Raw genomic sequence first — 23,444 nt, 5'->3', positions numbered from 1 at the left:
GCCGTCAGCATGGAGGGTTGACGCAGCGTCAGGGTCAAGCCCGCCGGACAGCTTTCGTCCGGCTGGTCAGGGCCGGTAGCGGTAGCCCATGCCCGGTTCGGTGATGAGGTGCCGGGGGCGGGCGGGGTCGTCTTCGAGCTTGCGCCGCAGCTGGGCCATGTACTGACGCAGGTAGTTGGTTTCGTGCTGGTATTCCGGGCCCCACACGTCATGCAGCAACTGCCGCTGGCTGATGAGCTTGCCGGGGTGGCGCAGCAGCTTGTCGAGCATGGCCCACTGGGTGGGGGTGAGCCGGACGTCGGTGCCGTCGTCGCGGGTGACGCTCCGGTCGGCGAGGTTGACGGTGTGCCGGCCCACCCGGAGGGCAGCCGTCGCGGAGGGCGCCGGGGCGCCGGCCGCGCTGACTGTGAGGCGGCGGGTGACCGCGCGGATGCGGGCGAGCAGCTCGTCCACGCCGAACGGTTTGGTGACGTAGTCGTCGGCGCCGGCGTCGAGAGCGGCGACCTTGTCCTCGCTGCCGGCCCGGCCGGAGAGCACGATGATCGGCACGCCGGTCCAGCCGCGCAGGCCGCGGATGACGTCGATGCCGTCGATGTCGGGCAGGCCGAGGTCGAGCACCACCAGGTCCGGCGGGTGGGAGGCGGCGGCCTTCAGCGCGGCGGCACCGGTGTCGGCGACCTCGATGTCGTAGCCGCGGGCCCGCAGGTTGATTCGCAGGGCGCGCAGGATCTGCGGTTCGTCGTCCACGACGAGGATGCGGGTCATTCCGGCGGCCCTTCCGACTCGGTGGCGGCCGGCAGCCGCAGCACCATGGTGAGACCGCCGCCGGGTGTGGTCTCGGGGGTGATGCTGCCGCCCATCGCCTCGGCCAGGCCGCGGGACAGGGCGAGTCCGAGCCCCACCCCGGTCTGGTTGTCGCGGTCGCCGAGGCGTTGGAACGGCAGGAACACGTGTTCCCACTGGTCCTGCGGGATGCCCGGGCCGGTGTCGATCACCCGTAGCTCGACCTGGCCGGCGTGGGCGCTGGCGGTGACGGTGGGCGGCTGACCGGGTGGGCTGTGCCGCAGCGCGTTGGCGACGATGTTGACCAGCACCCGCTCCAGCAGCCCCGGGTCGGCCTCGGCGGCCGGCAGGTCCGCCGGGATGTCGGTCCTGACGTCGGCCGCCATCGGGCCCAGTTCGTCCAGCGCCCGCGGTACGGCGTCCTCCAGTCCGATCGCCGTGGAGCTGACGCCCAGCACACCGGCCTGTAGCCGGCTCATGTCGAGCAGGTTCTCCACCAGCCGCCCGAGCCGGTCCAGTGACTCGTCGGCGGTGGCGAGCAATTCATCCCGGTCGTCCGGGTCGAACTCGATGTCCGGGCTGCGCAGGCTGCTCACCGCCGCCTTCGCTGACGCGAGCGGCGTACGCAGGTCGTGGCTGACGGCGGCGAGCAGTGCGGTGCGCATCCGGTCGGCGGCGGCGAGCGGGCGGGCGGTTGCCGCTTCCTCGGCGAGGCGTTCCTGGCGCAGCGCGACGGCGGCCTGGGCGGCGAACGCCTCGACGACGCGCCGGTCGGCGGCCTCCAGGCGACGGCCGGAGAGCACGACGGTCAGCCGGTCGTCGACCGGTACCGCCGTCTCCCCCGCGCTGGGGCTGCACGCCGGCGCCTCCCCCACGCTGGCCACGACCCGCCAGGCGCCTTCCTCGCGGGCCCGGCCGGGCCGCCCCTCGGCGTCGGCGGCCAACTCCAGCACGCTGACCGCGCGTAGCCCGAAGGTCTCCCGGAGCCGGTCCAGCAGCGCCGGCAGTGGCCGTTGCCCGCGCAGCACCCCGCCGGCGACGACGGCGAGCGTCTGCGCGTCGGCGGAGGCCCGGGCCGCTTCGCGGGTGCGGCGGGCCGCCACGTCGACCACCCAACTGACCGCGAGGGCGACGCCGACGAAGACGCCGAGGGCGAGTAGGTTGTCCGCCTCGGCGATGGTCAGCGTGTAGAAGGGTGGGGTGAAGTACCAGTTGAGCAGCAGCGAGCTGCCGAGGGCGGCGACCAGCGCCGGCCACAGCCCGCCGACCAGCGCCACCCCGACCACACCGGCGAGGAACAGCAGGATGTCGTTGGTCAGGGTGAGATCCGGCAGCACCCACAGCAGCAGGGTGAGCAGCGGCATCCCCAGCCCGGCCAGCGCGAAGCCGAGCAGCCGGCGTCGGCGTGACAGCGCCGCCGGCACCGCCGAGGAGCGCCGGCCCCGACCCGCCTCCGGATGGGTGACCAGGTGTACGTCGATGGCGCCGGACAGGGCGGTGGTGGTGACCCCGACGCCGCGGGAGAACACCTGGGCGAGGCGTCCCCGGCGGCTGGCGCCGAGCACGAGTTGGGTGGCGTTGACGCCCTGGGCGAAGTCGAGCAACGCCTGCGGCACGTCGGTGCCGAGGACCTGGTGGTACGTGCCGCCGAGGCTCTCCGCCAGCACCCGCTGGCGGGCCAGTTGGGCCGGGTCGGCGCCGGCCAGGCCGTCGCTGCGGGCGACGTGCACGGCGACCAGGTCGGCGCCCTTGCTGCGGGCGGCGATCCGGGCCGCCCGGCGGATCAGCGTCTCGCCCTCCGGGCCGCCGGTCAGCGCCACGACGACCCGCTCCCGGGCCTCCCAGGTGGCCGAGATGCCCTGCTGAGAGCGGTACGCGTCGAGCTGCTCGTCGACCTTGTCGGCGAGCCAGAGCAGCGCCAGTTCGCGCAGGGCGGTGAGGTTGCCGACCCGGAAGTAGTTGCCGAGCGCGGCGTCGATCTTGTCGGGGCGGTAGATGTTGCCGTGCGCCATCCGGCGGCGCAGCGCCTCCGGTGTCATGTCCACCAGCTCGACCTGCTCGGCGGCGCGGACGACCTCGTCCGGCACCGTCTCGCGCTGGGTGGTGCCGGTGATCTGGGCGACGACGTCGTTGAGCGACTCCAGGTGCTGCACGTTGACCGTGGAGAGCACGCTGATCCCGGCGTCGAGCAGCTCCTGGACGTCCTGCCAGCGTTTGTCGTGGCGGGAGCCCGGGACGTTGGTGTGGGCCAGCTCGTCGACCACCACCACCTCGGGCCGGCGCGCGAGGACGGCGTCGAGGTCCATCTCGGTGAACTCGGCCCCCCGGTAGGTGATCGTGCGCCGGGGTACCTGCTCCAGGTCGCCGATCATCGCGGCGGTGTGCTTGCGACCGTGCGTCTCGACGAAGCCGATCACCACGTCCGTGCCGCGCTCGGCCCGCCGTTGGGCCTCCTCGAGCATGGCGTAGGTCTTGCCGACGCCGGGGGCGGCCCCCAGATAGATACGAAGCTCTCCTCGCGACACGCAGAAGATCCTCTCTGGTGTGGACGGGCTCGGGAAGTGCCGGCTCTCGTGGCCGACCGGTGGTCGGGCAGGGCCGACCGGTGGTCGGCCCTGCCCACGTCCGCCGTCAGCGGGCGGGGAACTTCTCGTCGAGCGCGAGGTTGAGTTCCAGCACGTTCACGCCGGGCTCGCCCATGAAGCCGAGCGACCGGCCGGTGGTGTGCTTCGCCACCAGGGCTCGGACCGCTGCGGGGTCCGCGCCGCGCTCGCGCGCCACCCGGCCCACCTGGATCTCCGCGTACGCCGGGGAGATGTGCGGGTCGAGGCCGCTGCCGCTGGCGGTGACCGCGTCGGCCGGCACGGCCGGCTCCGCCGGCGCGTCGCCCCGGACCGGGACGATCAGTCCGCCGGCGGCGACGTAGTCCTCGTCCGGCTTGGCCAGCTCGACCGGTACGCCCTGCCACGACGTGACGAACGGCGTGGCCGGGGCGACCTGGTTGACGCTGACCACGCGGGTCACCCGGCCGGTGAGGCCGTCGGCGCGGAACACGGCCAGCACCGCGCCCACCCCGTCGGTGGTGCAGTACGGGCGTCGCCCGTCCACGCCGTCCAGCTCGCCGACGGCCTTGGATCGGGCGCAGACCTGGGTGAGCAGGCTCTCGGAGGCTGCCTCCGGGTCGGTCGAGAGGGTGTCGACGACGCTCTCCGGGCCGAGGTTGCTGGCCGAGGTGGAGGTGGGGTCGTAGCCGTCGCCGGCGGCGGAGGGCCGGGACTGGAAGTAGCGCGGGACGGGGTTGCCGTCCGCGTCGGTGAAGGACTGCCCGATCAGCGAGCTGCCGACGGTCTTGCCGGTCACGGTGATCAGGGAGCCGTCCGCCTTGCCGGACAGGCCGGGCAGCTGCCCGGCCGCGACCAGGGCGAGTGGATAGGCCAGCCCGAGCAGCACGGTGAACACGAGCACGGCGCGCAGGGCGGCCAGGTGTTGGGTGAGCCAACTGGGAAGTCGCATGTCAGATCCCCGGGACGAACTGGATGAGCAGGTCGATGAGCTTGATGCCGACGAACGGCACCACGATGCCGCCGAGGCCGTAGAGCAGCAGGTTGCGGCTGAGCAGCTTCGACGCGCTGGCCGGGCGGTAGCGCACACCGCGCAGGGCCAGCGGGATCAGCGCGATGATCACCAGGGCGTTGAAGATGACCGCCGACAGGATCGCGGATTCCGGGCTGGACAGCCGCATGATGTTCAGCGTGTCCAGGCTGGGGTAGATGCCGGCGAACATGGCCGGGATGATCGCGAAGTACTTCGCGATGTCGTTGGCGATGGAGAACGTCGTCAACGCGCCCCGGGTGATCAGCAACTGCTTGCCGATCTCCACGATCTCGATCAGCTTGGTCGGGTCGGAGTCGAGGTCGACCATGTTGCCGGCCTCCTTCGCGGCCGACGTGCCGGTGTTCATGGCCACGCCGACGTCCGCCTGCGCGAGGGCGGGCGCGTCGTTGGTGCCGTCGCCGGTCATCGCGACCAGCCGGCCGCCCTCCTGTTCCTTCTTGATCAGGGCGAGCTTGTCCTCCGGCGTGGCCTCGGCGAGGAAGTCGTCCACGCCGGCCTCGTCGGCGATGGCCTTCGCGGTGCGCGGGTTGTCCCCGGTGATCATCACGGTCCGGATGCCCATCCGGCGCATCTCGTCGAACCGTTCCTTCATGCCGGCCTTGACGACGTCCTTGAGGTGGATCACCCCGAGGGCGCGGGCCGGTTCCCCGTCGACGTGCTCGGCGACGACGAGGGGGGTGCCGCCGATGCCGCTGATCTCGTCGACGATCTGCCCGACCTGCTCGGTGGGGTGGCCGCCGTTCTCGCGTACCCACTTCATCACGGCGGCGGCGGCGCCCTTGCGGACCCGGCGCGTCGGTCCCTCACCGGCGTCGGCGGTGAGGTCGACGCCGCTCATCCGGGTCTGCGCGGTGAACGGCACGAAGGTGGCGTGCGGGATGAGGCCGGGTTCGCGCTCGCGCAGCCCGTACTCGTTCTTGGCCAGCACCACCACCGAGCGCCCCTCGGGCGTCTCGTCGGCCAGGCTGGAGAGCTGGGCCGCGTCGGCGACCTCGGCCGCGGTGCGGCCCTCGACCGGGACGAACTCGGCGGCCTGCCGGTTGCCCAGCGTGATCGTGCCGGTCTTGTCCAGCAGCAGCGTGTTCACGTCGCCGGCCGCCTCGACCGCTCGGCCGCTCATCGCCAGCACGTTGCGCTGCACGAGACGGTCCATGCCGGCGATGCCGATCGCCGACAGCAGCGCGCCGATGGTGGTCGGGATGAGGCAGACCAGCAGCGACACCAGCACCACGCCGGTGACGCCGGCGTCGGTGATCGCCCCGGAGTCCGGCGCGGCGGCCTGGTAGCCCTTGGAGAAGATGGCGAGGGGTTGAAGGGTCACCACCGCGAGCAGGAAGATGATCGTCAGCGCGGCCAGCAGGATGTTCAGCGCGATCTCGTTCGGGGTCTTCTGCCGGTTGGCGCCCTCGACCAGCGCGATCATCCGGTCGATGAAACTCTCGCCCGGCTTCTGCGTGATCTTCACGACGATCCGGTCGGAGAGGACCTTCGTCCCGCCGGTGACCGCGCTGCGGTCGCCGCCGGACTCCCGGATGACCGGGGCGGACTCGCCGGTGATGGCCGACTCGTCGACGCTGGCGATGCCCTCGACCACGTCACCGTCGCCCGGGATGATGTTGCCGGCCTCGACCAGCACGACGTCGCCCTGCTTGAGCTCCGGCGCCGGGACGGCCTCGTCCCGGTAGGTGTTCGCGGCGGCGCCCGGCGTCCAGCCGACCAGCCGGGTCGCGACGGTGTCCTTCTTCGCCTGCCGCAGCGTGGCGGCCTGGGCCTTGCCGCGGCCCTCGGCGACCGCCTCGGCGAGGTTGGCGAAGAGCACGGTCAGCCACAGCCAGATCGCGATCGCGATCGCGAACACCGAGGGGTCGGCGACGGCGAGCACGGTGGTGAAGAGAGCGCCGATCTCGACGATCAGCATCACCGGGTTGCGCCACAGCGTGCGCGGGTCGAGCTTGCGCAGCGCGTCGGGCAGGGACCGGAGTAGCTGCTTCGGATCGAGCAGGCCGCCTCCGACCCGGTTGCCCTGGGTGGCGGGTGTGCCGGCGGTGGCCGCGTCGGCGGTGCCGTGCGGTGCCGGCGTGGACGTGGTCATGTCCTTCTCTCTCATGGTGGTCACAGCCCTTCGGCCAGCGGGCCGAGCGCGAGCGCGGGCAGGAAGGTCAGCGCGACGAGGACCACGGTGACGCCGACGACCATGCCGATGAACAGCGGCTTGTGGGTCGGCAGGGTGCCCTCGGACGCGGGGGTGGGATTCTGGCGGGCCAGCGAGCCGGCCAGCGCGAGCACGAAGATGATCGGCAGGAACCGGCCGAGCAGCATGCACAGCCCCAGGGCGGTGTTCCACCACGGCGTGCTGACCGTGATGCCGGCGAACGCGGAACCGTTGTTGTTGCTCGCCGAGGTGAACGCGTAGAGCACCTCGGACAGGCCGTGCGGGCCGACGTTGAGCGCGGTGGAGTTGTTACCGGTCGCGAAGGCCGCCGCCGTCCCGGCCAGCACCAGCACGGGGGTGACCAGGAAGTACATCGAGGCGAACTTGATCTCGCGCGACCCGATCTTCTTACCCAGGTACTCCGGCGTCCGACCGACCATCAGGCCGGCGACGAACACGGTGATCACCGCGAGGATCAGCAGCCCGTACAGGCCGGCGCCGACGCCGCCCGGCGCGACCTCGCCGAGCATCATGTTGCCCAGCAGCATGCCGCCGCCCAGCGCCGTGTACGAGTCGTGGAACGAGTTCACCGCCCCGGTCGAGGTCAGCGTCGTCGCCGCGGCGAACGTCGCGGAGTTCGAGACGTCGAACCGGACCTCCTTGCCTTCGAGGGCCGCGCCGACCGCCTGCGGCACCGTGCCGTGCCCGGCCAACTCGAAGACGTTGGTCAGGGTGATGCTGGCCAGCGCGAGGATGCCCATCACGGCGGCGATCGCGTAGCCCTGCCGGTTCTGCCCGACCATCCGGCCGAAGACCCGGGGCAGGCTGAACGGGATCAGCAGGATCAGGAAGATCTCGATCCAGTTGGTCCACGAGGTGGGGTTCTCGAACGGGTGGGCGCTGTTGACGTTGTAGAAGCCACCCCCGTTGGTGCCCAACTCCTTGATCACCTCCTGGCTGGCCACCGGCCCGCCGATGATCGTCTGGGCGCCGCCGGTCAGGGTGGTGACGTCGGTGCCGCCGGACAGGTTCTGCACCGCGCCGCCGATCATCAGCGCGAGCGCGCCGAGCACCGCGATCGGCAGCAGGATCCGCAGGACGATCCGGGTCAGGTCGACCCAGAAGTTGCCCAGCTCCCCGGTACGACTGCGGGCGAAGCCCCGCACCAGCGCCACCGCGACGGCGATGCCGACCGCGGCGGACACGAAGTTCTGCACCGCCAGGCCGGCCATCTGCACCAGATGGCCCATGGTCGACTCACCCGAGTACCACTGCCAGTTCGTGTTGGTCACGAACGACACGGCCGTGTTCCAGGCGCCGTGCGGCACCACCGGGTCGAAGCCCAGCGACAGCCACAGGTGGTTCTGCACCCGCTGGAACAGGTAGAGGAACAGGATCGAGATCGCGGAGAACGCCAGCACGCTGCGGGCGTACACGCCCCACGACTGCTCGGCGGCCGGGTTCACCCCGACCAGGCGGAACACGCCCCGCTCGACGCGGGACTGCGTGGTGCCCGACACCACCCGGAACATGTAGTCGCCGAACGGCTTGTAGACCGCGACCAGCGCCGCGACCAGGGACAGGGCGAAGACGATGCCCGCTGTTGTCATGGTCATCAGAACCGCTCCGGGAACAGCAGGGCGACCACCAGGAACACGGCCAGCCCGATCGCCAGCACCAAGCCGACGGCGTTGACGGCACTCACAGCTTCTCCACACCCCTCACCACGAGGGCGAGAGCCGCGAACAGCCCCACCGTCAACACCACGAACAGCACGTCAGACACCGCTGACTCCCCTAACCGGCAATAGAGTTGTCACGACCGCCATCCGGTCGCGCCGGGCAATCAAAGCGCCTCGGACGTGCGGCGGACAGGGTCGTTAACGCAACCATGACGCCGCCCGGGCGATTCTTGACGCCCTTTTAACGCCGGCCGCTGATCAGGTGAAACGGGTCACCCGGGGGTGCCGGACGTGTCGCCTGCGGTGCCGGCGGCGCGGGGCAGCGACCCATCGGCCCGGGCACCCCAGGAGGGCAGGATCGGCGGCAGGTCCGACAGCAGCGTCGACGAGCCGCGCGGCGCTGCGGCGCCGACCCGGTCGTCGGCCCGGTGACGCCCGTACTGGTCGGGGAGGTCGCCCCAGCCGCGGTCGGGCCGGGGCGACTGCGGCGCCGCGGCGCAGGGGTCGGGGCGGCGGACGGTGCACAGGTGCGTCCAGTCCTCGCCCAGGTCGAACACGTACGCGAAGGCCGTGCCGACGGTCAGCGCGTCCAGCCGACTGGAGCGACCGTCGCGGGTGCCGGGAAACGCCGGCCCGTCCCGCCAGGCCGACCAGCTCACGTCCACGCCGCCGGGCAGGACGAACATCCGCAGATGCGCCAGATCCCAGCGGCCGAAGGCGACGTCGATCGCCTCGGCCAACTGGGCGAAGGTGTGCCGGCGATGGGCCGTGAACACGCGGCCGGGGCGTGGCCACCAGTCCCGGCCACGCCCGGTCACCAACTCCACGCAGATGGACAAGGACTCGTCGGCGGTGGTGGCGCGCGGCGGCGCGGGGTTTCCCGGGCCGCCGCGATCCGTCGTGTCCGGTGCGGTGCGCGTTCGGTCACGCCCCACGAGAGGTACCGAACGGGGTGTCCGGCGGCGCGACCACCGCGTCGGGTCCGCAGGTGAACGGCCGGAACGCCGCCCCCCGGTCGGGCTCCTGCCCGGCCGCCCCCGGCAGGGACCGCATGAATCGGTAGCCGCTGCCGAGCGCGCCGGCGAAGCCGATCACCACGGCGTACGACCAGGCGTCGGCGGTGGCGGTCAGGTCGCCGAACTGGTTGGCCAGGAATCCGACGAACGTGGCCATCGCGAGGACGGTGACGGCGGCCACCGCGCGCAGGTCCGCCACCACCGACGCGAAGACGCCGGCCGCGACGGCCATGACGAGCATCCGCCCCGGCGCCTCCGACGGCGGGAACACCGCGGCCGCCAGCAGGGCCGCGGCGACCATCACCACCCAACCTGCCGCGACACTGACACCTGTCGGTGTCGGTTGGCGGCCGGACGGGGCCGACGGATCCGGATCGACAGTCACCACACGCCTCCTGCGACGATGAGGGTCCGCATCTCGATCCCTCGTCGCCATATCACCCCCGGCGGCCAGCCACCGTCGACAGTTTTCACGCGCCCGCTACGACCACGAGCCGAATTTTGACGCGGCCGTAACGGCGACCGCTCCGCCGCATTGGCCGGCCCGCTTTCGGCTGATCCGGCCGCGGCGCGAAGACGGCGTAGAAATCGGTCGGCACGGCGTCAAGAATGCGTACTCGACCCGCTGGTCCCGCTGTCCGCGGCGCAACCTGGGCGCCATTCTCGACGCTTCGACCTCGGTCGCCTCCGGCCCCGACGACATCGCCACGACGGGCGCGGATCCGCTGGAGCTTCCCGCGCCGCGCGAGGACGTCACCCGCCCACGTGGATGCCCGGACGGCGGGTCGGGTCCGGTTCGACCTTGCGGATGATCTCCCGCACCACCGGCGGCGTGTCACCCCGGCCGAGAAGGAGGTAGCGCAGCAGGTGCGCGATCGGGTTGCCCTCGGACCACTCGAAGTGCGCGTGCGGACGCAGGCCGGTGGCGTCGCGCAGGGCCAGCAGGACGGCCGCGATGGCGTTCGGCGCGGCCGGGCTCTGCACCCGCAGCACCCGGTATCCGTCCACCTCGACGCCGCGCACCCGCAGCACGTCACTGAACTCCGACGGGTCGATGACCTCGACCTCCAGGAACACCACGTCGGCGGCGCCCGGAACCGGGTTCATTCCCCGCTGCGCGCGTTCCTTCGCCCGGTACTCCGCGCCGGTCCCGGTGTCCGGACGGTGGGCGACGATGTCGAGCCGGCCGTCGAACTCGATCGAGTCGGTGACGAACCGGCGGGCCGGCTCGTCGAACTCGATCCGCTCCGCCCGCAGCTCCGTGGTGCGCGACACCCGGGAGACCAGGGACACGGCGATGATCCCGGCGATGAACAGGCCGGAGATGGCGATCCCCTCGGGTTTCTCGATGACGTTGGCGACCAGCGCGTACACCAGCACCAGCGTCAGCGCCGCGAACCCGGCGGTGGCGCGGCGCTGCCGGCCGCGCAGCGCGGAGATGGTCACCGCGACCGCGCCGGACACCATCATCGCCAGGATCCCGGTGGCGTACGCGCCGGCCTGGGCGTTGACGTCGGCGCGGAACGCCACCGTGATCGCGACGCTGATCAACGTGTAGACGATCACCACCGGCCGGACCGCCCGGCCCCACTCCGGCGCCATTCCGTACGACGGCAGGTACCGGGGCACGATGTTGATCAACCCGGCCATCGCCGACGCGCCCGCGAACCACAGGATGAGCACGCTGCTGATGTCGTAGACGGTGCCGAACGCCTCCCCCAGGTACTCGTGGGCGACGTACGCCAACGCCCGTCCGTTGGCCCGGCCGCCGGGGGCGAACTCCTCGGCGGGAATCAACACGGTGGTGACGAACGTCGTGGTCAGCAGATACCCGGACATGATCAACGCGGCGGTGGTGAGCAACTTGCGGGTGTTGCCGATGCGCGCCCGCAGGCGTGCCTCACCGTCCGGACCGTCACCCCTGACCAGCGGCATCATGCTCACGCCCGTCTCGAAACCGGACAGGCCCAGCACCAACAGCGGGAACGCCAGCACGGCCGGGCCGACGACGTCGCCGACACCACCGGTGCCGGCGGTCAACGCGCCGGTCCAGCCCGACAGCAACGCCGGATCGCGGACCACCTCGACCAGACCGACCACCACGATCGCGGCGTTCAGCAGGAGGAACACCGCCACCAGCGGGATGGCAACCCCGACAGCCTCGCTGAAACCGAGCAGGAACACCCCGCCGAGGACCAGCAGCAGCACCACAGTCACCACCACTGCCGCGGTCGTGCCATGCGGGAACGCGTCGGGCAGGACCGGGTTCTCCAACAGGTGCACCGTCGCGTCCGCCGACGACAGGGTGATCGTGATGATCCACGACGTGGCGACGAAGCCGAGCAGGACCAGCACGAACACCTTGCCCCGCCAGAACGGCAACAGCCGCTCGAGCATCGCCACCGACCCCTGCCCGTGCGGGCTCTCCCCCGCCACCCGCCGGTACATCGGCAGCACCCCGAACAGGGTCAACGCCACGATCAGCAGGGTCGCCAACGGCGACAGCGCGCCCGCCGCCAGGGCCGCGATGCCCGGCAGGTACGACAGGGTGGAGAAGTAGTCCACGCCGGTCAGGCACATCACCTTCCACCACGAGTGCGGCCTGGCGTGCGACTCCCCCGACTCGGGGCCGGCCGGCTGCACCCGGTGCCGGAGCAACCACCGCGCCACCGGTCCCGCTGGCACCTGGCCCGCCGACGGGGTGTCGACGCACTCGGGCACCAGCAAACCCCCCGCGTCCGCCGGTCGACCCGGCGGCGGCTCGCCGCCGTCCGGCTCGCCGCCGCTGCGGACCTCTACGCCGACTTCACGCCCGCTGACCATGCCGACTCCGTCCGTCCCCACGCTTCGACCGAGCACGCGGGCCATCGAGCCGGGCGCCTCACCGGTCCTTCCGAGCAGCGGGAGCCTACCCATCGGGGGCAAACCCGTAACGCCTTCCCGAAACAGGGTCGGCGTAGCGGCGGCGTGAAGAACCACGCGTCCGGCGTAGCGGACGTGTGAAGGTCGTTGCCAGCCTGTGGTCGGATCGGATCTGCTGTACTCCGTCGGGTAAGAACCCGACCGAAGGTGGGAAGGACGGCGACGGCCAGGACGGGACGGCCCATCGCGGCAGGCGGGTACGAGCCCCGCCGCTACGGATGAGGTGGCCGGTGCGGTCCGGAAAGGGCAGGGCGCCCCCGCATCCGGGATGCGTTCGCCCCCAGCCGCGCCCTTCACACCGGGTCGCCGCGGCGGGCCGAGTCGGTTCGACCGGCCCGCCGCGTGCCCCCGATCCCAGCGGAGAGAAACCAGCCGTGCACCACCACATCGACGCCGTCATCGGCTCCGGCAAACATGTCGAGGCCCCGCGCGGCAGGACGGCGGGCGACGACTGCCCGCAGCCCCGAACGGGACCGACGGACAGCCGCTTCTGGCGCGGCAGCGCGACCGGCGGCTGGCCGGCCGCGACGGCGGCAGCCACCATACCGGTGCTGCTGGCCGCCGCGGCGGGCTGCCTGCTGCTGGCCGGCCGCGCGGACCTGCCGACCGCACTGGCCTGGTCCGCCGCGGCGACCCTGTGGACGATCGCCGCCGTCGCGGCCACGCTGTCCGCGCTGGCGACGTGCCGACTGACCGTCGAGATCACCACCTACCAGGTGGCGGTCCGACACCCGTTGCTGCCTGGCCCGAACGCGGCGGTGCCGCTGCACCAGGTCCGAGCCGTGTGGGCAGTCGACGTGCCGGCCCGCCCCTGGACGATCTGGTGGTTCCCCTCACCGGGCACCTGGCACCGGACCGCGCTGATCCGCAGCGGTGCCGCCGTCCGACTGGAACTGACCTCCGGGCGCAGCTTCGTGGCCAGCGTCGACGACCCCGAGAGCGCGGTGGCTGCGCTCCGGCGGCAGCGCTGACACCCCACCGCGCCATCAGCGAAACCCCCCGATGTGGTGGTGTCGACACGGCTGACCGTTCAAGCGATCTTGCGGTGGCAGGCGGCCATCGCGAGCGCGTAGACGACACGCTCGGAGGCGGCTGTCCGAGGAAACCGCGACGGCGCCCTCGCTGCGGCTGGTGCCCGCGCCATACCAAGGCTCGGCGCACCAACGGCGTGACGCGGCGGCACGACCCGCGCTGTCGGCGAGGTGGCGGATCCCACCGGCTGGAACTTTCCGCTTCCCGGCCCCGACCAACGACACGAGTACCGATCTTCGAGGGGAAACTGTCATGCCCAGCACCACCACCAGCGGCCGGTTCCTGCGTCCGGCGGCCCTGATCGCCGCGGCCCTGCTGGCCGTGTCTGTCGCCGCCTGCGGTTCCGACGAGGGATCGTCGGCCACCACGGCGTCGGCGTCGGCGACCGCTTCGGCGAGCGCGGCGGCGGTGCTCGGCATCAGTGACCCGTGGGTGAAGGCTGCCGACAAGGGCATGACCGCCGCGTTCGGCACCCTGGTCAACGACGGCGACGCCGACGTGACGATCACCAAGGCGGCCACCGAGGTCTCCCCGATGGAGCTGCACGAGATGACCATGAAGGATGGGAAGATGGTCATGCAGCCCAAGGAGGGCGGCATCGTGGTCAAGGCGCACTCGCGTGCCACGTTGGAGCCCGGCGGCGACCACCTGATGCTGATGAACATCGCCAAGCCGGTCAAGGCGGGCGATGAACTGAGCTTCACGCTCACCTTCGCCGACGGCCGCACCCAGACCTTCACCGCCGTGGCGAAGCCGTTCACCGGCGCCCAGGAGTCCTACGCCCCCGGCCATGGCGACTCCCCGATGCCGGAGATGAGCATGAGCCCGGCCTCATGACCGACCGTCCCGCCACGGGCCGTCCGGTGAGCAGGCGTGGCCTGCTCACCGGCGCCGTCGCCGCCGGGGGCGCGCTGGCCGGCGGCGCTGCCATCGCCGCCGCCCGTCCCGCCGATCCCCGGGTGAGCGCCGCCGCGCCGGTCCCGGTGGCCCAGGTCGGCGACGCGGTCGAGCCCTTCCACGGCGCCCGGCAGTCCGGGGTCACCACCGAACCGCAGGCACACGCAGCGTTCGTCGCGTTCACCCTGAAACCGGACACCGACCGGGCGGCGCTCGGGCGGATGCTGCGGCTGCTGTCCGACGACGCCGCCCGGTTGACCCAGGGCCGCCCCTCGCTGGCCGACACCGAGCCGGAACTCGGGCTGCTGCCCGCCCGGCTCACCGTCACGTTCGGCTTCGGCCCCGGCCTCTATACCGCCGCCGGACGCGCCGACCGCCGACCGCCATCCGTGGCCGACCTGCCGGCGTTCCGCATCGACCGGCTGCAACCCCGCTGGTCCGGCGGGGACCTGCTGCTGCAGATCTGCGCCGACGACCCGCTCACCGTCGCCCACGCCCAACGCGTCCTGGTCAAGGACAGCCGACCCTTCGCCACGGTGCGGTGGATGCAGCAGGGCTTCCGGCGGGCCGCCGGGGCGGAGCCGGGGCGTACGCAGCGCAACCTGTTCGGGCAGCTCGACGGCACCGCGAACCCAAAGCCCGGCACGCCGGCCGACACCGCCGTGTGGGTGTCCGACGGGCCGGACTGGCTGCGCGACTCCACCACCCTCGTGGTGCGGCGGATCAGCATGAACCTGGAAACCTGGGACCTGCTGGGCCGCACCGACCGGGAACTCGCGGTGGGCCGGCGGCTGGACACCGGGGCGCCGCTGACCGGCGCCGCCGAGCACGACGAGCCGGACTTCGCCGCGCTCGGCGAGGACGGGCTCACCGTCATCCCGGACTTCTCCCACCTGACCCGGGCCCACGTCACCGACGACCGGCAGAAGATCCTGCGCCGGCCCTACAACTACGACGGCGCACCGACCGCCGAGGGCCACGCCGACAGCGGCCTCGTCTTCGCCGCGTACCAGGCCGACATCGCCCGGCAGTTCCTGCCCATCCAGCGCCGGCTGGCCGAGCGGGACCTGCTCAACGAGTGGACCACCCCGATCGGCTCCGCCGTCTTCGCGATCCCGCCCGGCTGCCCCGAGGGCGGCTGGATCGGCCAGCAGGTGCTCGGATGACCGCTACCCGGAAGGACGCCTGCTCGATGCGTACCCGTGTCACCGCAGCCCTCGCCGCGCTGCTCACCGCGCTGCTGCTGGTGCCGGCCGCGCCCGCCGCGGCGCACAACTCGTTGCAGTCGGCCACACCGGCGCAGGACGCCCGGGTGACCACCGCGCCGACCTCGGTGACGCTGCGCTTCCTGCAGCGGCTCGACCCGCAGTTCACCACCATCGTGCTCAGCGACGCCGCCCGGCGGAAGGTGCCGACCGGCGCACCGGCCGTGGACGGCACGGCGGGCCGCGTGAGCGTCGACGAGCCACTGGCCAACGGCACCTACACCGTCGCCTACCGGGTGGTCTCCGCCGACGGTCACCCGGTGCAGGGCTCGTACCGGTTCACCGTCGCCGACCCGGCCACGTCCGCGGTGTCGCCCCCACCGCCGACGACGGCGACCCGCAGCGGCGGACCGGCCAGCCCGGTCGCCGCCGGGGGCGGCGACGGCGGCCCACCGTCGGTCCTGCTGGCCGTCGGCGCGGTCGCCGTCGTGGCCGTCGCCGGCGCGGCCCTGCTGCTGCTCCGGCGCCGCCGCACCTCCTGAACCACGACGCCGGCCCGTCCGGCGCGCCCGATCCGGAAACAGGTCCACACCGTGCGTCAGCCCGCGTCGCCGTCCCCGACCCCCCGCTCCCCCCGCCCGTCCGACGTCTCCGGCCCGGGAGCGGCCGAAGCGGCCGGCCTCGGATCGGTCGCCGCGGAGCCTGCCGACGACGGGCCGGGCAGCCGGCAACCCGCAGCCGTCGGCGCGGGACCGGGCAGCGCCGGACGGGTGGGTGGAAACCCGACCACCGCCGGTCAGGCTCGCCCTTCCCCGGGCCGGCCGGTGGCGAGCGGTTGGTTGGCCTGGGTGGTGGCGACCGGTTCGGCGGTGGCGGTGCTACTGCTGGCGCTGCGCCTCGGCGGCGCGGTCGCCGCCGCGATCCCGGGCCTGCCCGACCCGGGACCGGTCACCACGTGGGCGCTGCCGGCGGTGCGGCTGCTCGCCGACGGGTTGGCGACGCTCACCGTCGGCTTCGCGGTGACGGCGGCATTCCTGCTGCCCGGTGACGGGGCGAGCGTCTCCGCGCACGGGTGGCTGCTGCTGCGCCGCGCCGGCCTCGCGGCGGCCGGCTGGGCGGCAGCCTCCCTGACACTGCTGGTGCTCACGGTCTCCGACCTGCTCGGGGTTCCCCTCGGCCGGCTCGGCGTGGCGCCCGTGGTCAGCTTCGGCGTGAACATCACGCAGGGGCGTGCCCTGGTGGCGCAGGCCGGCCTGGCGGCAGCGGTGGCGGTGACGGCCCGGCTCGCGCTGTCCCGCCGGACGGCCGCGCTCGCCTCGGCGGCGGCGCTGGCCGGGCTGTTGCCGCCGGCGTTGACCGGGCACGCCGCCGGGGCCGGCAACCACCAGATCGCCGTGTCCAGCCTGGCGCTGCACGTGCTCGCCGCCGCGCTGTGGGCCGGCGGGCTGGCCGCGCTGCTGACCATCCGCCGCAGCCGGAACCTGCCCGGGGCCGCCGCCCGCTACAGTCGGCTCGCGCTGGCCTGCTTCGTCACCGTCGGGGTCAGCGGCCTGGCCAACGCCGCGGTGCGCCTCGGCGCCGTCGACCAGCTGTGGCAGTCCCGCTACGGGTGGCTGGTGCTGGGCAAGCTGGCCGCGCTCGCGGTGCTCGGCCTGCTCGGCGCGGCACACCGCACGCGTACCCTGCCGGCCCTGGCCGCCGGGCGGCGCCGCGCGTTCGCGCGGCTGGCGGCCGGCGAACTGGTGGTCTTCGCCGCCACGGTCGGCCTGGCGGTGGCCCTGTCCCGCAGTCCGACGCCGGTCACCGAGCCGGTCGACGCCGACCCGGTGACCGAGGTGCTCGGCTTTCCGATGCCCGCCGCGCCCACCCCGGGGCACCTGCTCGGCCAGCCGCTGCCCGATCTGTTCTTCCTCACCGTCACCGCGGTCGGCATCGCCGGCTACCTGACCGGGGTACGCCGGCTGCGCCGGGCCGGGCACCGCTGGCCGGTGGCCCGCACCGCGAGCTGGGTGGCCGGCCTGCTGGTGCTCGCCGCCGCCACCGGCCTGGGCTTCGCCCGCTACGCCTACGTGCTGTTCAGCGCGCACATGGCGCAGCACATGGTGCTGTCCATGGTGGTGCCGATCCTGCTGGTCGGCGGCGCCCCGGTCACCCTGGCGCTACGGGCCCTGCGCCGCCCGACCGAACCGGAGGTACGCGGGCCCCGGGAGTGGCTGCTGCTCGCCCTGCACAGCCGCCCCACCCGGCTGCTCACCCATCCGCTGGTGGCGCTCGGCATCTACACCGCCAGCCTGTTCGGCCTCTACTTCAGTGACCTGCTCGGCACGTTGATGCGCTCCCACCTCGGGCACCTGGCCATGCTGGGGCACTTCGTGCTCTCCGGCTACCTGCTGTTCTGGGTGCTCATCGGCATCGACCCGGGCCGGCCCAGGCTGCCCCACCCGATCCTGGTGCTCGTCCACCTCGCCTCGATGATGGCCCACGGCTTCTTCGGCCTCGCGCTCATGCAGACCACCACCGTCATCGCCCCCGACTGGTACCTGGGCGTCCACCCCGCCTGGGCGTCCACGCTCCTGGACGACCAGAAGCTGGGCGCCGGTATCGCCTGGGCCTTCGGCGAGATCCCCGCCGCCGTCGTCATGGTCCTGCTCGTTCGGCAGTGGATCCAGGCCGACCAGCGCGAGCAGCGCCGGGTCGACCGGGCCGCGGACCGGGCCGAGGCCACCGGCGAGGACGACGACCTGGCCCGCTACAACAGGTTCCTGGCCGCCGCCGCGCGCGCCGACACCGACGCGCGCGGCACCGACCGGCCGGCCGACAGCTGACCCGGCGGCGCTGCCGTCACGGGTTCCGCGCCGCCTCTCGGGTACGCAGAAGGCGGAATGGATCGACGCGGTCAGTTCGCGTGGTTCGCGCGGCGGTAGGCGAGGAGTCCGGCCACCAGACCGGCGAGGCCGAGCAGGACGCCGGCGATGCCGTAGACGGTGCCGCTGTCGGAGTCGGCGTCGCCGCTGGTCTGCGCGGCGGCGGCTACGGGCTGGGCGGAGGACGTGTCGTCCTTGCCGGCGGTGAGGGTGAGCACGGGGGCGGGGTGCTCGGGTTCCTGGCCGGCGGCGGGCTCGTCGATCCACCGGACGATGTCGCCGTTGGAGTAGGTCTGCAGGGCCTTGAAGACGACCTGGTCGGTCTGGGGCAGCGGGCCGAGGGAGACGTCGAACTCCTGGAACTGGTGCGGCTTGATCGCCGCGCCAGGTCCGGCCGTCCAGGTGATCTTCGTGACGGCGTCGGTGATCTCCCCGTCGTCGGTCTTGATCGGCGTGGCCAGCTTGGTGGACTCGGTGGTGGCGGTCCAGCCGGTGAGCGGTCGCAGGGAGACCGACGCGATCGGGGTGGCCGTGGGTAGGTTGACCTCGACCTTGGTGGTGTCGGCGGTGTCGGTCTCGTTCGGCACCCGGAACGACACCTTCGTCCAGCCGCCCTGCGCGGCGGTGGACGGGTTGACGGTCACGTGGGCTGCGGCCGGCCCGGCCAGCCCGACGGTGAGCGCGGCGGCGCCCGCGGCGATCGTCGCCACTCGGGCGAACGCTATCCGGTTCATGAGCAGCGCATCCTTTGCGTCCGATCTCGAGGGCCGGTCCTCCGGCACCGGCTGATGGTCGGCGGCGGAGCGGGAAAAGTTCCCCGACTCCACCGAACGGTGGAATCTCGCGCCTCGGCGAGCGGACGCGGGAACCGGAACGGATCCCACACCGACTAGGACAGCCGACGCTCCTCTGCGCGAGATCGGATTGACGCATGACGGTTCATGTCGACACCCCACAACCGCCGGCCCGGCCCTCCGGCAGCGGATGGGGTGGACTGCTGCTACGCCTGCACTTCTACGCCGGGATCCTGGTGGCACCGTTCCTGATGGTCGCCGCCCTGACCGGGCTGGCGTACACGGTCACCCCGCAGTTGGACCGGGTGCTCTACGGCGACCAGCTCACCGTAGACCGCGTCGGGGACCAGTCGCGGCCCCTGGCCGAGCAGATCGCCGCGGCACGGGCGGCGCACCCCGACGGCACCGTGGCCAGCGTCGCCCCCGGCGAGAAGGACGCCACCACCCGGGTGGTGTTCGACGTGCCCGCGCTCGGCGAGAAGCAGCACACCGTCTACGTCGACCCGTACACCGCCCAGGTCAAGGGCACCCTCACCACCTGGTTCGGCTCGACGCCGGCCACCACCTGGCTGGACGACCTGCACCGCAACCTGCACCTCGGTGTGGTCGGGCGCTACTACTCCGAGCTCGCCGCGAGCTGGTTGTGGATCCTCGTCCTCGGCGGGCTCATCCTGTGGTGGCGGCGCCACCGCACCGCCACCGGGCGGCTGCGGCGACTGGTCGCCCCTGACCTGGCCGCGAAGCGGGGGGTGCGGCGCACCCGGGGCTGGCACGCCGCGACCGGGGTGTGGCTCGCCGTCGGGCTGCTGTTCCTGTCCGCCACCGGACTGACCTGGTCCCGCTACGCCGGCGGGAACTTCAGCTCTGCCCTCGACGCGCTCGACGCGCACGCCCCCGAGCTGTCCACCACGCTGCCCGGCACGGTCACCCCGGTCGCCGACACCGGCCACCACGGGGGCGGAGAAGGAGGAGGCGCGACGCCGGTCGACCCGGCCGACACCGACCGGGTCCTCGCGCTCGCCCGCGGCGCCGGCCTCGACGGCCCGGTCGAGGTCACCCCACCGGCCGAGGCGGGCACCGCGTGGAGCGTCGTGCAGGTCGACAACTCCTGGCCGGTCCGCAAGGACGCCGTCGCCGTCGACCCGGCCACCGGCGCGATCACCGCCCGCAGCGACTTCACCTCCTGGCCGCTGCTGGCGCAGGTGAGCGGTCTCGGCATCCAGGCGCACATGGGGGTGCTGTTCGGCCCGGTCAACCAGGTCCTGCTCGCCGCCCTGGCCCTCGGCCTGCTCTGCGTCACCGTCTGGGGCTACCGGATGTGGTGGCAGCGCCGCCCCACCCGCGCCGACCGGCGCGCCCCGCTCGGCGCACCTCCGGACCGCGGTGCCTGGCAGCGGCTGCCCGGCTGGGGCATCGCGGTCGGCGTACCCCTGGTCTTCGCCGTCGGGTGGGCGTTGCCGCTGCTGGGCGTGAGCCTGCTGGCCTTCCTCGTGGTCGACCTGGTGCTCGGCGCCCGCCGGCGGACATCACCACCGCCACTGACCTCGCTCCGATGATCCGGTGAACCTGCGTGTTCACTGCACGTCGATCGTGTACTCGGCGGTGTGTACCGTGCCGTCGACCTGGAAGTCGAGGAACACCCGGTAGCGGTCCGCGCCGGGTGCGGTGAGCCAGAACGAGATCGCGCCGTCGACCAGTTCCGGTTCGGGGTGGACGTGCACGTAGCCCAGGTCGCCCTCCCGGATGACGACCAGATGCCCGTACGCGCCGAGGTAGCGCTGCACCGCCGCCTCGCCGGCGCCGCCGTCGACGGTGAACGCCATCGGCACGGTGGTGCCGGCCCTGGGGGTGCCGGCCATGGTCACCGTGAACGGCCCGGCCGTCGCCTGCGGTCGCGGTGGCGGCGGGGTGGCCGGGGCGTACGCGCCCGGGACGTGGTGGTCGACGCCGAGCACCAGGGGTGTGGCAGCGCCGCCCGGGCCGAGGACGGCGAAGTCCGCGTACACGCGGTAGGTGCCGGCGCGCAGGAGTCTCAGCGGCACGCTCCAGGTGCCGTCGGGTGCCATGCCGGGGTGCAGGTGCTGGTAGCCGGTGAGGTCGCGGCCCACCACCACCAGATGCAGGGGCTTGTCGTGGACGACGGCGAAGCGCGTCACCGGCCGCCCGTCGCTTCCCTAGACGCGGAAGCGGTAGTCCTCGGTCCGGCCGGCGGGCTGGGAGCGCCGCTCGGGCCGCAGGGTGTAGCCGCCGACGCTGACCGTCGTCCCGGTCGCCTGCGTGCGGTCCGCGCCGACGTGGCCGGTTACCGCACCCGGGAGTCCCGGCCCGTCGAGGGCCGTGGCCTGTGGGTACGCCCCATCGAGACCAGCCCGGAGCAGATCCGCGCCTCGCTGGACCGGATCTCCGCCGCCGGCTTCAACATGGTGTTCCTGGAGACGGTCTGGGGCGGATACACGATCTACCCGAGCGCGGTGGCCGAGCGGGCCGGCATGCCGGCGCAGCGACCCGAGATGCGGGGCTTCGACCCGCTGAAGGTCTGGGTCGACGAGGCGCACGCCCGGGGCATCGAGCTGCACGCCTGGACCCACACCTTCTTCGTGGGCGTGGAGAGCGGTGGCGGCCCGGTGCTGACGGCCCACCCCGAGTGGGCTGCGGTGGAACGTGAGGACGTCGGCAAGGCCGGCCCCCAGCCCTCCCGGATGGAGCCGGGCTACTACTGGATGGACGCGGCGATGCCCGCCGTGCGCGCCCACGTGCTGGCCACCTTCGAGGAGATCCTGCGCGGCTACGCCGTCGACGGGTTGCACCTGGACTACATCCGCTATCCGGTCTCCCTGCCCTACGGGGCGGACTTCTCCTACTCCGCGTACAGCCGCGGGACGTTCGCCGCGGAGCACGGCGTCGACCCGTACACCCTGACGCCCGACTCGCCGCAGTGGCCCACCTGGAACGCCTGGCGGGAGAAGCAGATCACCACCTTCGTCGACCAGGTCCGCACCATGCAGCGGCGGGTCGCCGCCGACCGGCAGCTCTCCGCTGCCGTCTTCGCCGACCCGACCGACGGCCTGGCCAAGAAGTTCCAGAACTGGGGCGCCTGGGTCGACGCCGGCACCCTGAACTTCCTCACCGGCATGTCGTTCGGCACCTCAGCCGAGTCCGTCGGCCACGACACCGCCGTCATGCGCGAGCGGGTCGGTGACGTGCCGCTCTACACCGCGACCTACGGGCCGCTGCGGGGCACGTCACCGGACCTGATGCTGGACCAGGTGCAGGCGGTGGACGACGCCGACTCCGACGGTGCGGCGCTGTTCGCCTACAACCAGCTCAACGCCCGCCAGCAGGAGGCGCTGCGCGAAGGTACGTTCCGGACCCGCTCGGTGGTCCCGCACGCCGACTACCGGCACGCCGCCCGCGCCGGCGTCGCCGCCCTGCGCGCGACGTTGAAGCGGGCCACGGCCTGTGCGCCGACGAGGACCACCGCCGACGTCCGGGCCCGGCTCGCGGTGGCCGAACGGCTGCTGGCCGACGGGATGCCCGCCCCGGCGGCCGACGCGGCAGCGAAGCAGCTGGCGAAGGCGGCCGCCGCGGCAGCCCGCTGGGGCGACACCGTGCACCCCGAGCTGATCCGCCGCACCACCCGCGACCTGCGGATGTACAGCCGATGGGCCAACCTGGCCTAACTGTGGGGCCGACGGTGGCGGGGCGCGCCGGTACCGGACGCGCCCTGCCACCCGTGGTCCACGTCGTAGCCGCGACGCTCATCCACCGGGCGCCACCCGAAGCATCCTGGTGGCGACCGAGGCCGCCGAACTGGCCGGACGTGTCGCGGTGGCCGATGAGGAAGACGCCCGTCGGCCACACTTGTCGGGTGACGACGACGATCGTGCCCATAGCCTCTGCCCACCCGGCGTTCGATCAGGTAACTGCCCTCTTCGACGACTACCGGGTGCACTACGGCCAGCCGTCATCTCCCGAGACGACCCGCTCCTGGCTGCACGACCAGCTCGCGCAGCAGCGGATCTTCGCTGCTGCTGCCCTCCGAGCCGATGACGTGTGCGGCTTCGTCACGGCCACGATCATGCCCGCCTCGCTGGCGCTGGGCACCGCATGATCGATCCGCGACCTCTACGTGGCCCCGCACCATCGCCGTAGCGGTATCGCGAACGCCCTCCTGCAGCACATCATCCACCACGCGCGCGCTGCGGGCGCGCGACGCGTGTCACTGCAAACCGAGACCGACAACGTTCCGGCTTTGACGCTCTACACCGATGCCGGCTTCCAGCCCGTCACCGGCCTGGAACTACTCAACCTCAACCTCCACCCCACCTCGCAAGATCCAGGCGACACAACCTGAGGCCGCGACCACAGTCCGGGGAGCGGCCTGGCTCCACGGGCTGAGGCGGTCGGGCCGCGCAGCGTGTTCGAAGCTGCCGATCCGCAGTCGACCGGGTGATCGAGACGGATCGGGTAAGGAGTGACGGGC

At 72.8% G+C, this 23,444-nt stretch carries 20 protein-coding genes; 9 read left to right on the top strand and 11 right to left on the bottom strand.

Translation table 11 applies throughout. From position 1 onward, the window contains the following. Positions 1-66 precede the first annotated feature (66 nt). From ACH495_RS29695 to ACH495_RS29655, 9 genes are all read right to left on the bottom strand, one after another. Positions 67-765 carry a response regulator gene (locus ACH495_RS29695; RefSeq protein WP_396861009.1) on the bottom strand — a complete coding sequence of 233 codons (699 nt, stop codon included), beginning with the start codon at positions 763-765 and terminating at the stop codon, positions 67-69. Beyond that, complete coding sequence (locus ACH495_RS29690; RefSeq protein ID WP_396861008.1) at positions 762-3,308, bottom strand: DUF4118 domain-containing protein; 2,547 nt, start codon at positions 3,306-3,308, stop codon at positions 762-764. Before ACH495_RS29690 ends, ACH495_RS29695 begins: the two co-directional genes overlap by 4 nt. Before the next feature lie 106 nt (positions 3,309-3,414). Further along, positions 3,415-4,296 (bottom strand): potassium-transporting ATPase subunit C, encoded by an 882-nt coding sequence (locus ACH495_RS29685; RefSeq protein ID WP_396861007.1) that lies wholly within the window; start codon positions 4,294-4,296, stop codon positions 3,415-3,417. 1 nt (position 4,297) lies between these two features. Further along, positions 4,298-6,490 carry a potassium-transporting ATPase subunit KdpB gene (kdpB, locus tag ACH495_RS29680; RefSeq protein WP_396861006.1) on the bottom strand — a complete coding sequence of 731 codons (2,193 nt, stop codon included), beginning with the start codon at positions 6,488-6,490 and terminating at the stop codon, positions 4,298-4,300. A 20-nt stretch (positions 6,491-6,510) separates the two neighbouring features. Then, entirely contained in the window at positions 6,511-8,166 is a 1,656-nt protein-coding gene (gene kdpA / locus ACH495_RS29675) for a potassium-transporting ATPase subunit KdpA (protein ID WP_396861005.1), read from the bottom strand. Next, positions 8,166-8,255 carry a K(+)-transporting ATPase subunit F gene (gene kdpF / locus ACH495_RS29670; RefSeq protein WP_074475088.1) on the bottom strand — a complete coding sequence of 30 codons (90 nt, stop codon included), beginning with the start codon at positions 8,253-8,255 and terminating at the stop codon, positions 8,166-8,168. Before kdpF ends, kdpA begins: the two co-directional genes overlap by 1 nt. A 248-nt stretch (positions 8,256-8,503) precedes the next feature. Next, entirely contained in the window at positions 8,504-9,007 is a 504-nt protein-coding gene (locus tag ACH495_RS29665) for a hypothetical protein (RefSeq protein WP_396861004.1), read from the bottom strand. Between the two features lie 148 nt (positions 9,008-9,155). Beyond that, complete coding sequence (locus tag ACH495_RS29660) at positions 9,156-9,548, bottom strand: hypothetical protein (protein ID WP_396861003.1); 393 nt, start codon at positions 9,546-9,548, stop codon at positions 9,156-9,158. Between the two features lie 452 nt (positions 9,549-10,000). Continuing rightward, complete coding sequence (locus ACH495_RS29655) at positions 10,001-12,070, bottom strand: amino acid transporter (protein WP_396861002.1); 2,070 nt, start codon at positions 12,068-12,070, stop codon at positions 10,001-10,003. A 473-nt stretch (positions 12,071-12,543) separates the two neighbouring features. Here ACH495_RS29655 and ACH495_RS29650 point away from each other — a divergent pair, with 473 nt between their 5' ends. From ACH495_RS29650 to ACH495_RS29630, 5 genes are all read left to right on the top strand, one after another. Next, positions 12,544-13,140: a hypothetical protein gene (locus ACH495_RS29650; RefSeq protein WP_396861001.1), complete on the top strand. Its 597-nt coding sequence runs from the start codon at positions 12,544-12,546 to the stop codon at positions 13,138-13,140. Positions 13,141-13,453: 313 nt separating this feature from the next. Beyond that, complete coding sequence (locus tag ACH495_RS29645; RefSeq protein WP_396861000.1) at positions 13,454-14,038, top strand: copper chaperone PCu(A)C; 585 nt, start codon at positions 13,454-13,456, stop codon at positions 14,036-14,038. Continuing rightward, positions 14,035-15,264, top strand: coding sequence for a Dyp-type peroxidase (locus ACH495_RS29640; protein ID WP_396860999.1), 1,230 nt, complete (start codon positions 14,035-14,037; stop codon positions 15,262-15,264). The genes ACH495_RS29645 and ACH495_RS29640 overlap by 4 nt, the downstream gene beginning before the upstream one ends. Positions 15,265-15,290: 26 nt before the next feature. After that, the gene (locus ACH495_RS29635) at positions 15,291-15,845 is read left to right on the top strand and encodes a copper resistance protein CopC (RefSeq protein ID WP_396861034.1); all 555 of its coding nucleotides are present in this window, start codon (positions 15,291-15,293) and stop codon (positions 15,843-15,845) included. Between the two features lie 306 nt (positions 15,846-16,151). Beyond that, a complete protein-coding gene (locus ACH495_RS29630) occupies positions 16,152-18,128 on the top strand; it encodes a cytochrome c oxidase assembly protein (RefSeq protein WP_396860998.1) in 1,977 nt (658 codons plus the stop codon). Positions 18,129-18,199: 71 nt separating this feature from the next. Here ACH495_RS29630 and ACH495_RS29625 read toward each other — a convergent pair whose 3' ends face one another. After that, entirely contained in the window at positions 18,200-18,877 is a 678-nt protein-coding gene (locus ACH495_RS29625; RefSeq protein ID WP_396860997.1) for a YcnI family protein, read from the bottom strand. A 221-nt stretch (positions 18,878-19,098) separates the two neighbouring features. Here ACH495_RS29625 and ACH495_RS29620 point away from each other — a divergent pair, with 221 nt between their 5' ends. Beyond that, positions 19,099-20,517, top strand: a complete 1,419-nt coding sequence (locus tag ACH495_RS29620) for a PepSY-associated TM helix domain-containing protein (protein ID WP_396860996.1) — start codon at positions 19,099-19,101, stop codon at positions 20,515-20,517. Positions 20,518-20,535: 18 nt separating this feature from the next. On the opposite strand, the gene ACH495_RS29615 is transcribed toward ACH495_RS29620, so the two are convergent. Then, positions 20,536-21,117: a hypothetical protein gene (locus ACH495_RS29615; protein WP_396860995.1), complete on the bottom strand. Its 582-nt coding sequence runs from the start codon at positions 21,115-21,117 to the stop codon at positions 20,536-20,538. 138 nt (positions 21,118-21,255) lie between these two features. Here ACH495_RS29615 and ACH495_RS29610 point away from each other — a divergent pair, with 138 nt between their 5' ends. The 3 genes from ACH495_RS29610 to ACH495_RS29600 all read left to right on the top strand — a co-directional run bounded on the left by ACH495_RS29610 (position 21,256) and on the right by ACH495_RS29600 (position 23,315). Beyond that, the gene (locus ACH495_RS29610; RefSeq protein ID WP_396860994.1) at positions 21,256-22,641 is read left to right on the top strand and encodes a glycoside hydrolase family 10 protein; all 1,386 of its coding nucleotides are present in this window, start codon (positions 21,256-21,258) and stop codon (positions 22,639-22,641) included. Between the two features lie 188 nt (positions 22,642-22,829). After that, on the top strand, positions 22,830-23,072 hold the full coding sequence (locus ACH495_RS29605; RefSeq protein WP_396860993.1) for a hypothetical protein: 243 nt from the start codon (positions 22,830-22,832) through the stop codon (positions 23,070-23,072). Between the two features lie 3 nt (positions 23,073-23,075). Beyond that, positions 23,076-23,315, top strand: coding sequence for a GNAT family N-acetyltransferase (locus ACH495_RS29600; protein WP_396861033.1), 240 nt, complete (start codon positions 23,076-23,078; stop codon positions 23,313-23,315). The last annotated feature ends 129 nt before the right edge of the window (positions 23,316-23,444 follow it).

The sequence above is a fragment of the Micromonospora sp. NPDC018662 genome, assembly GCF_044391475.1.
GTDB lineage: Bacteria > Actinomycetota > Actinomycetes > Mycobacteriales > Micromonosporaceae > Micromonospora.
This window is presented reverse-complemented; position numbering and strand designations above follow the sequence as displayed.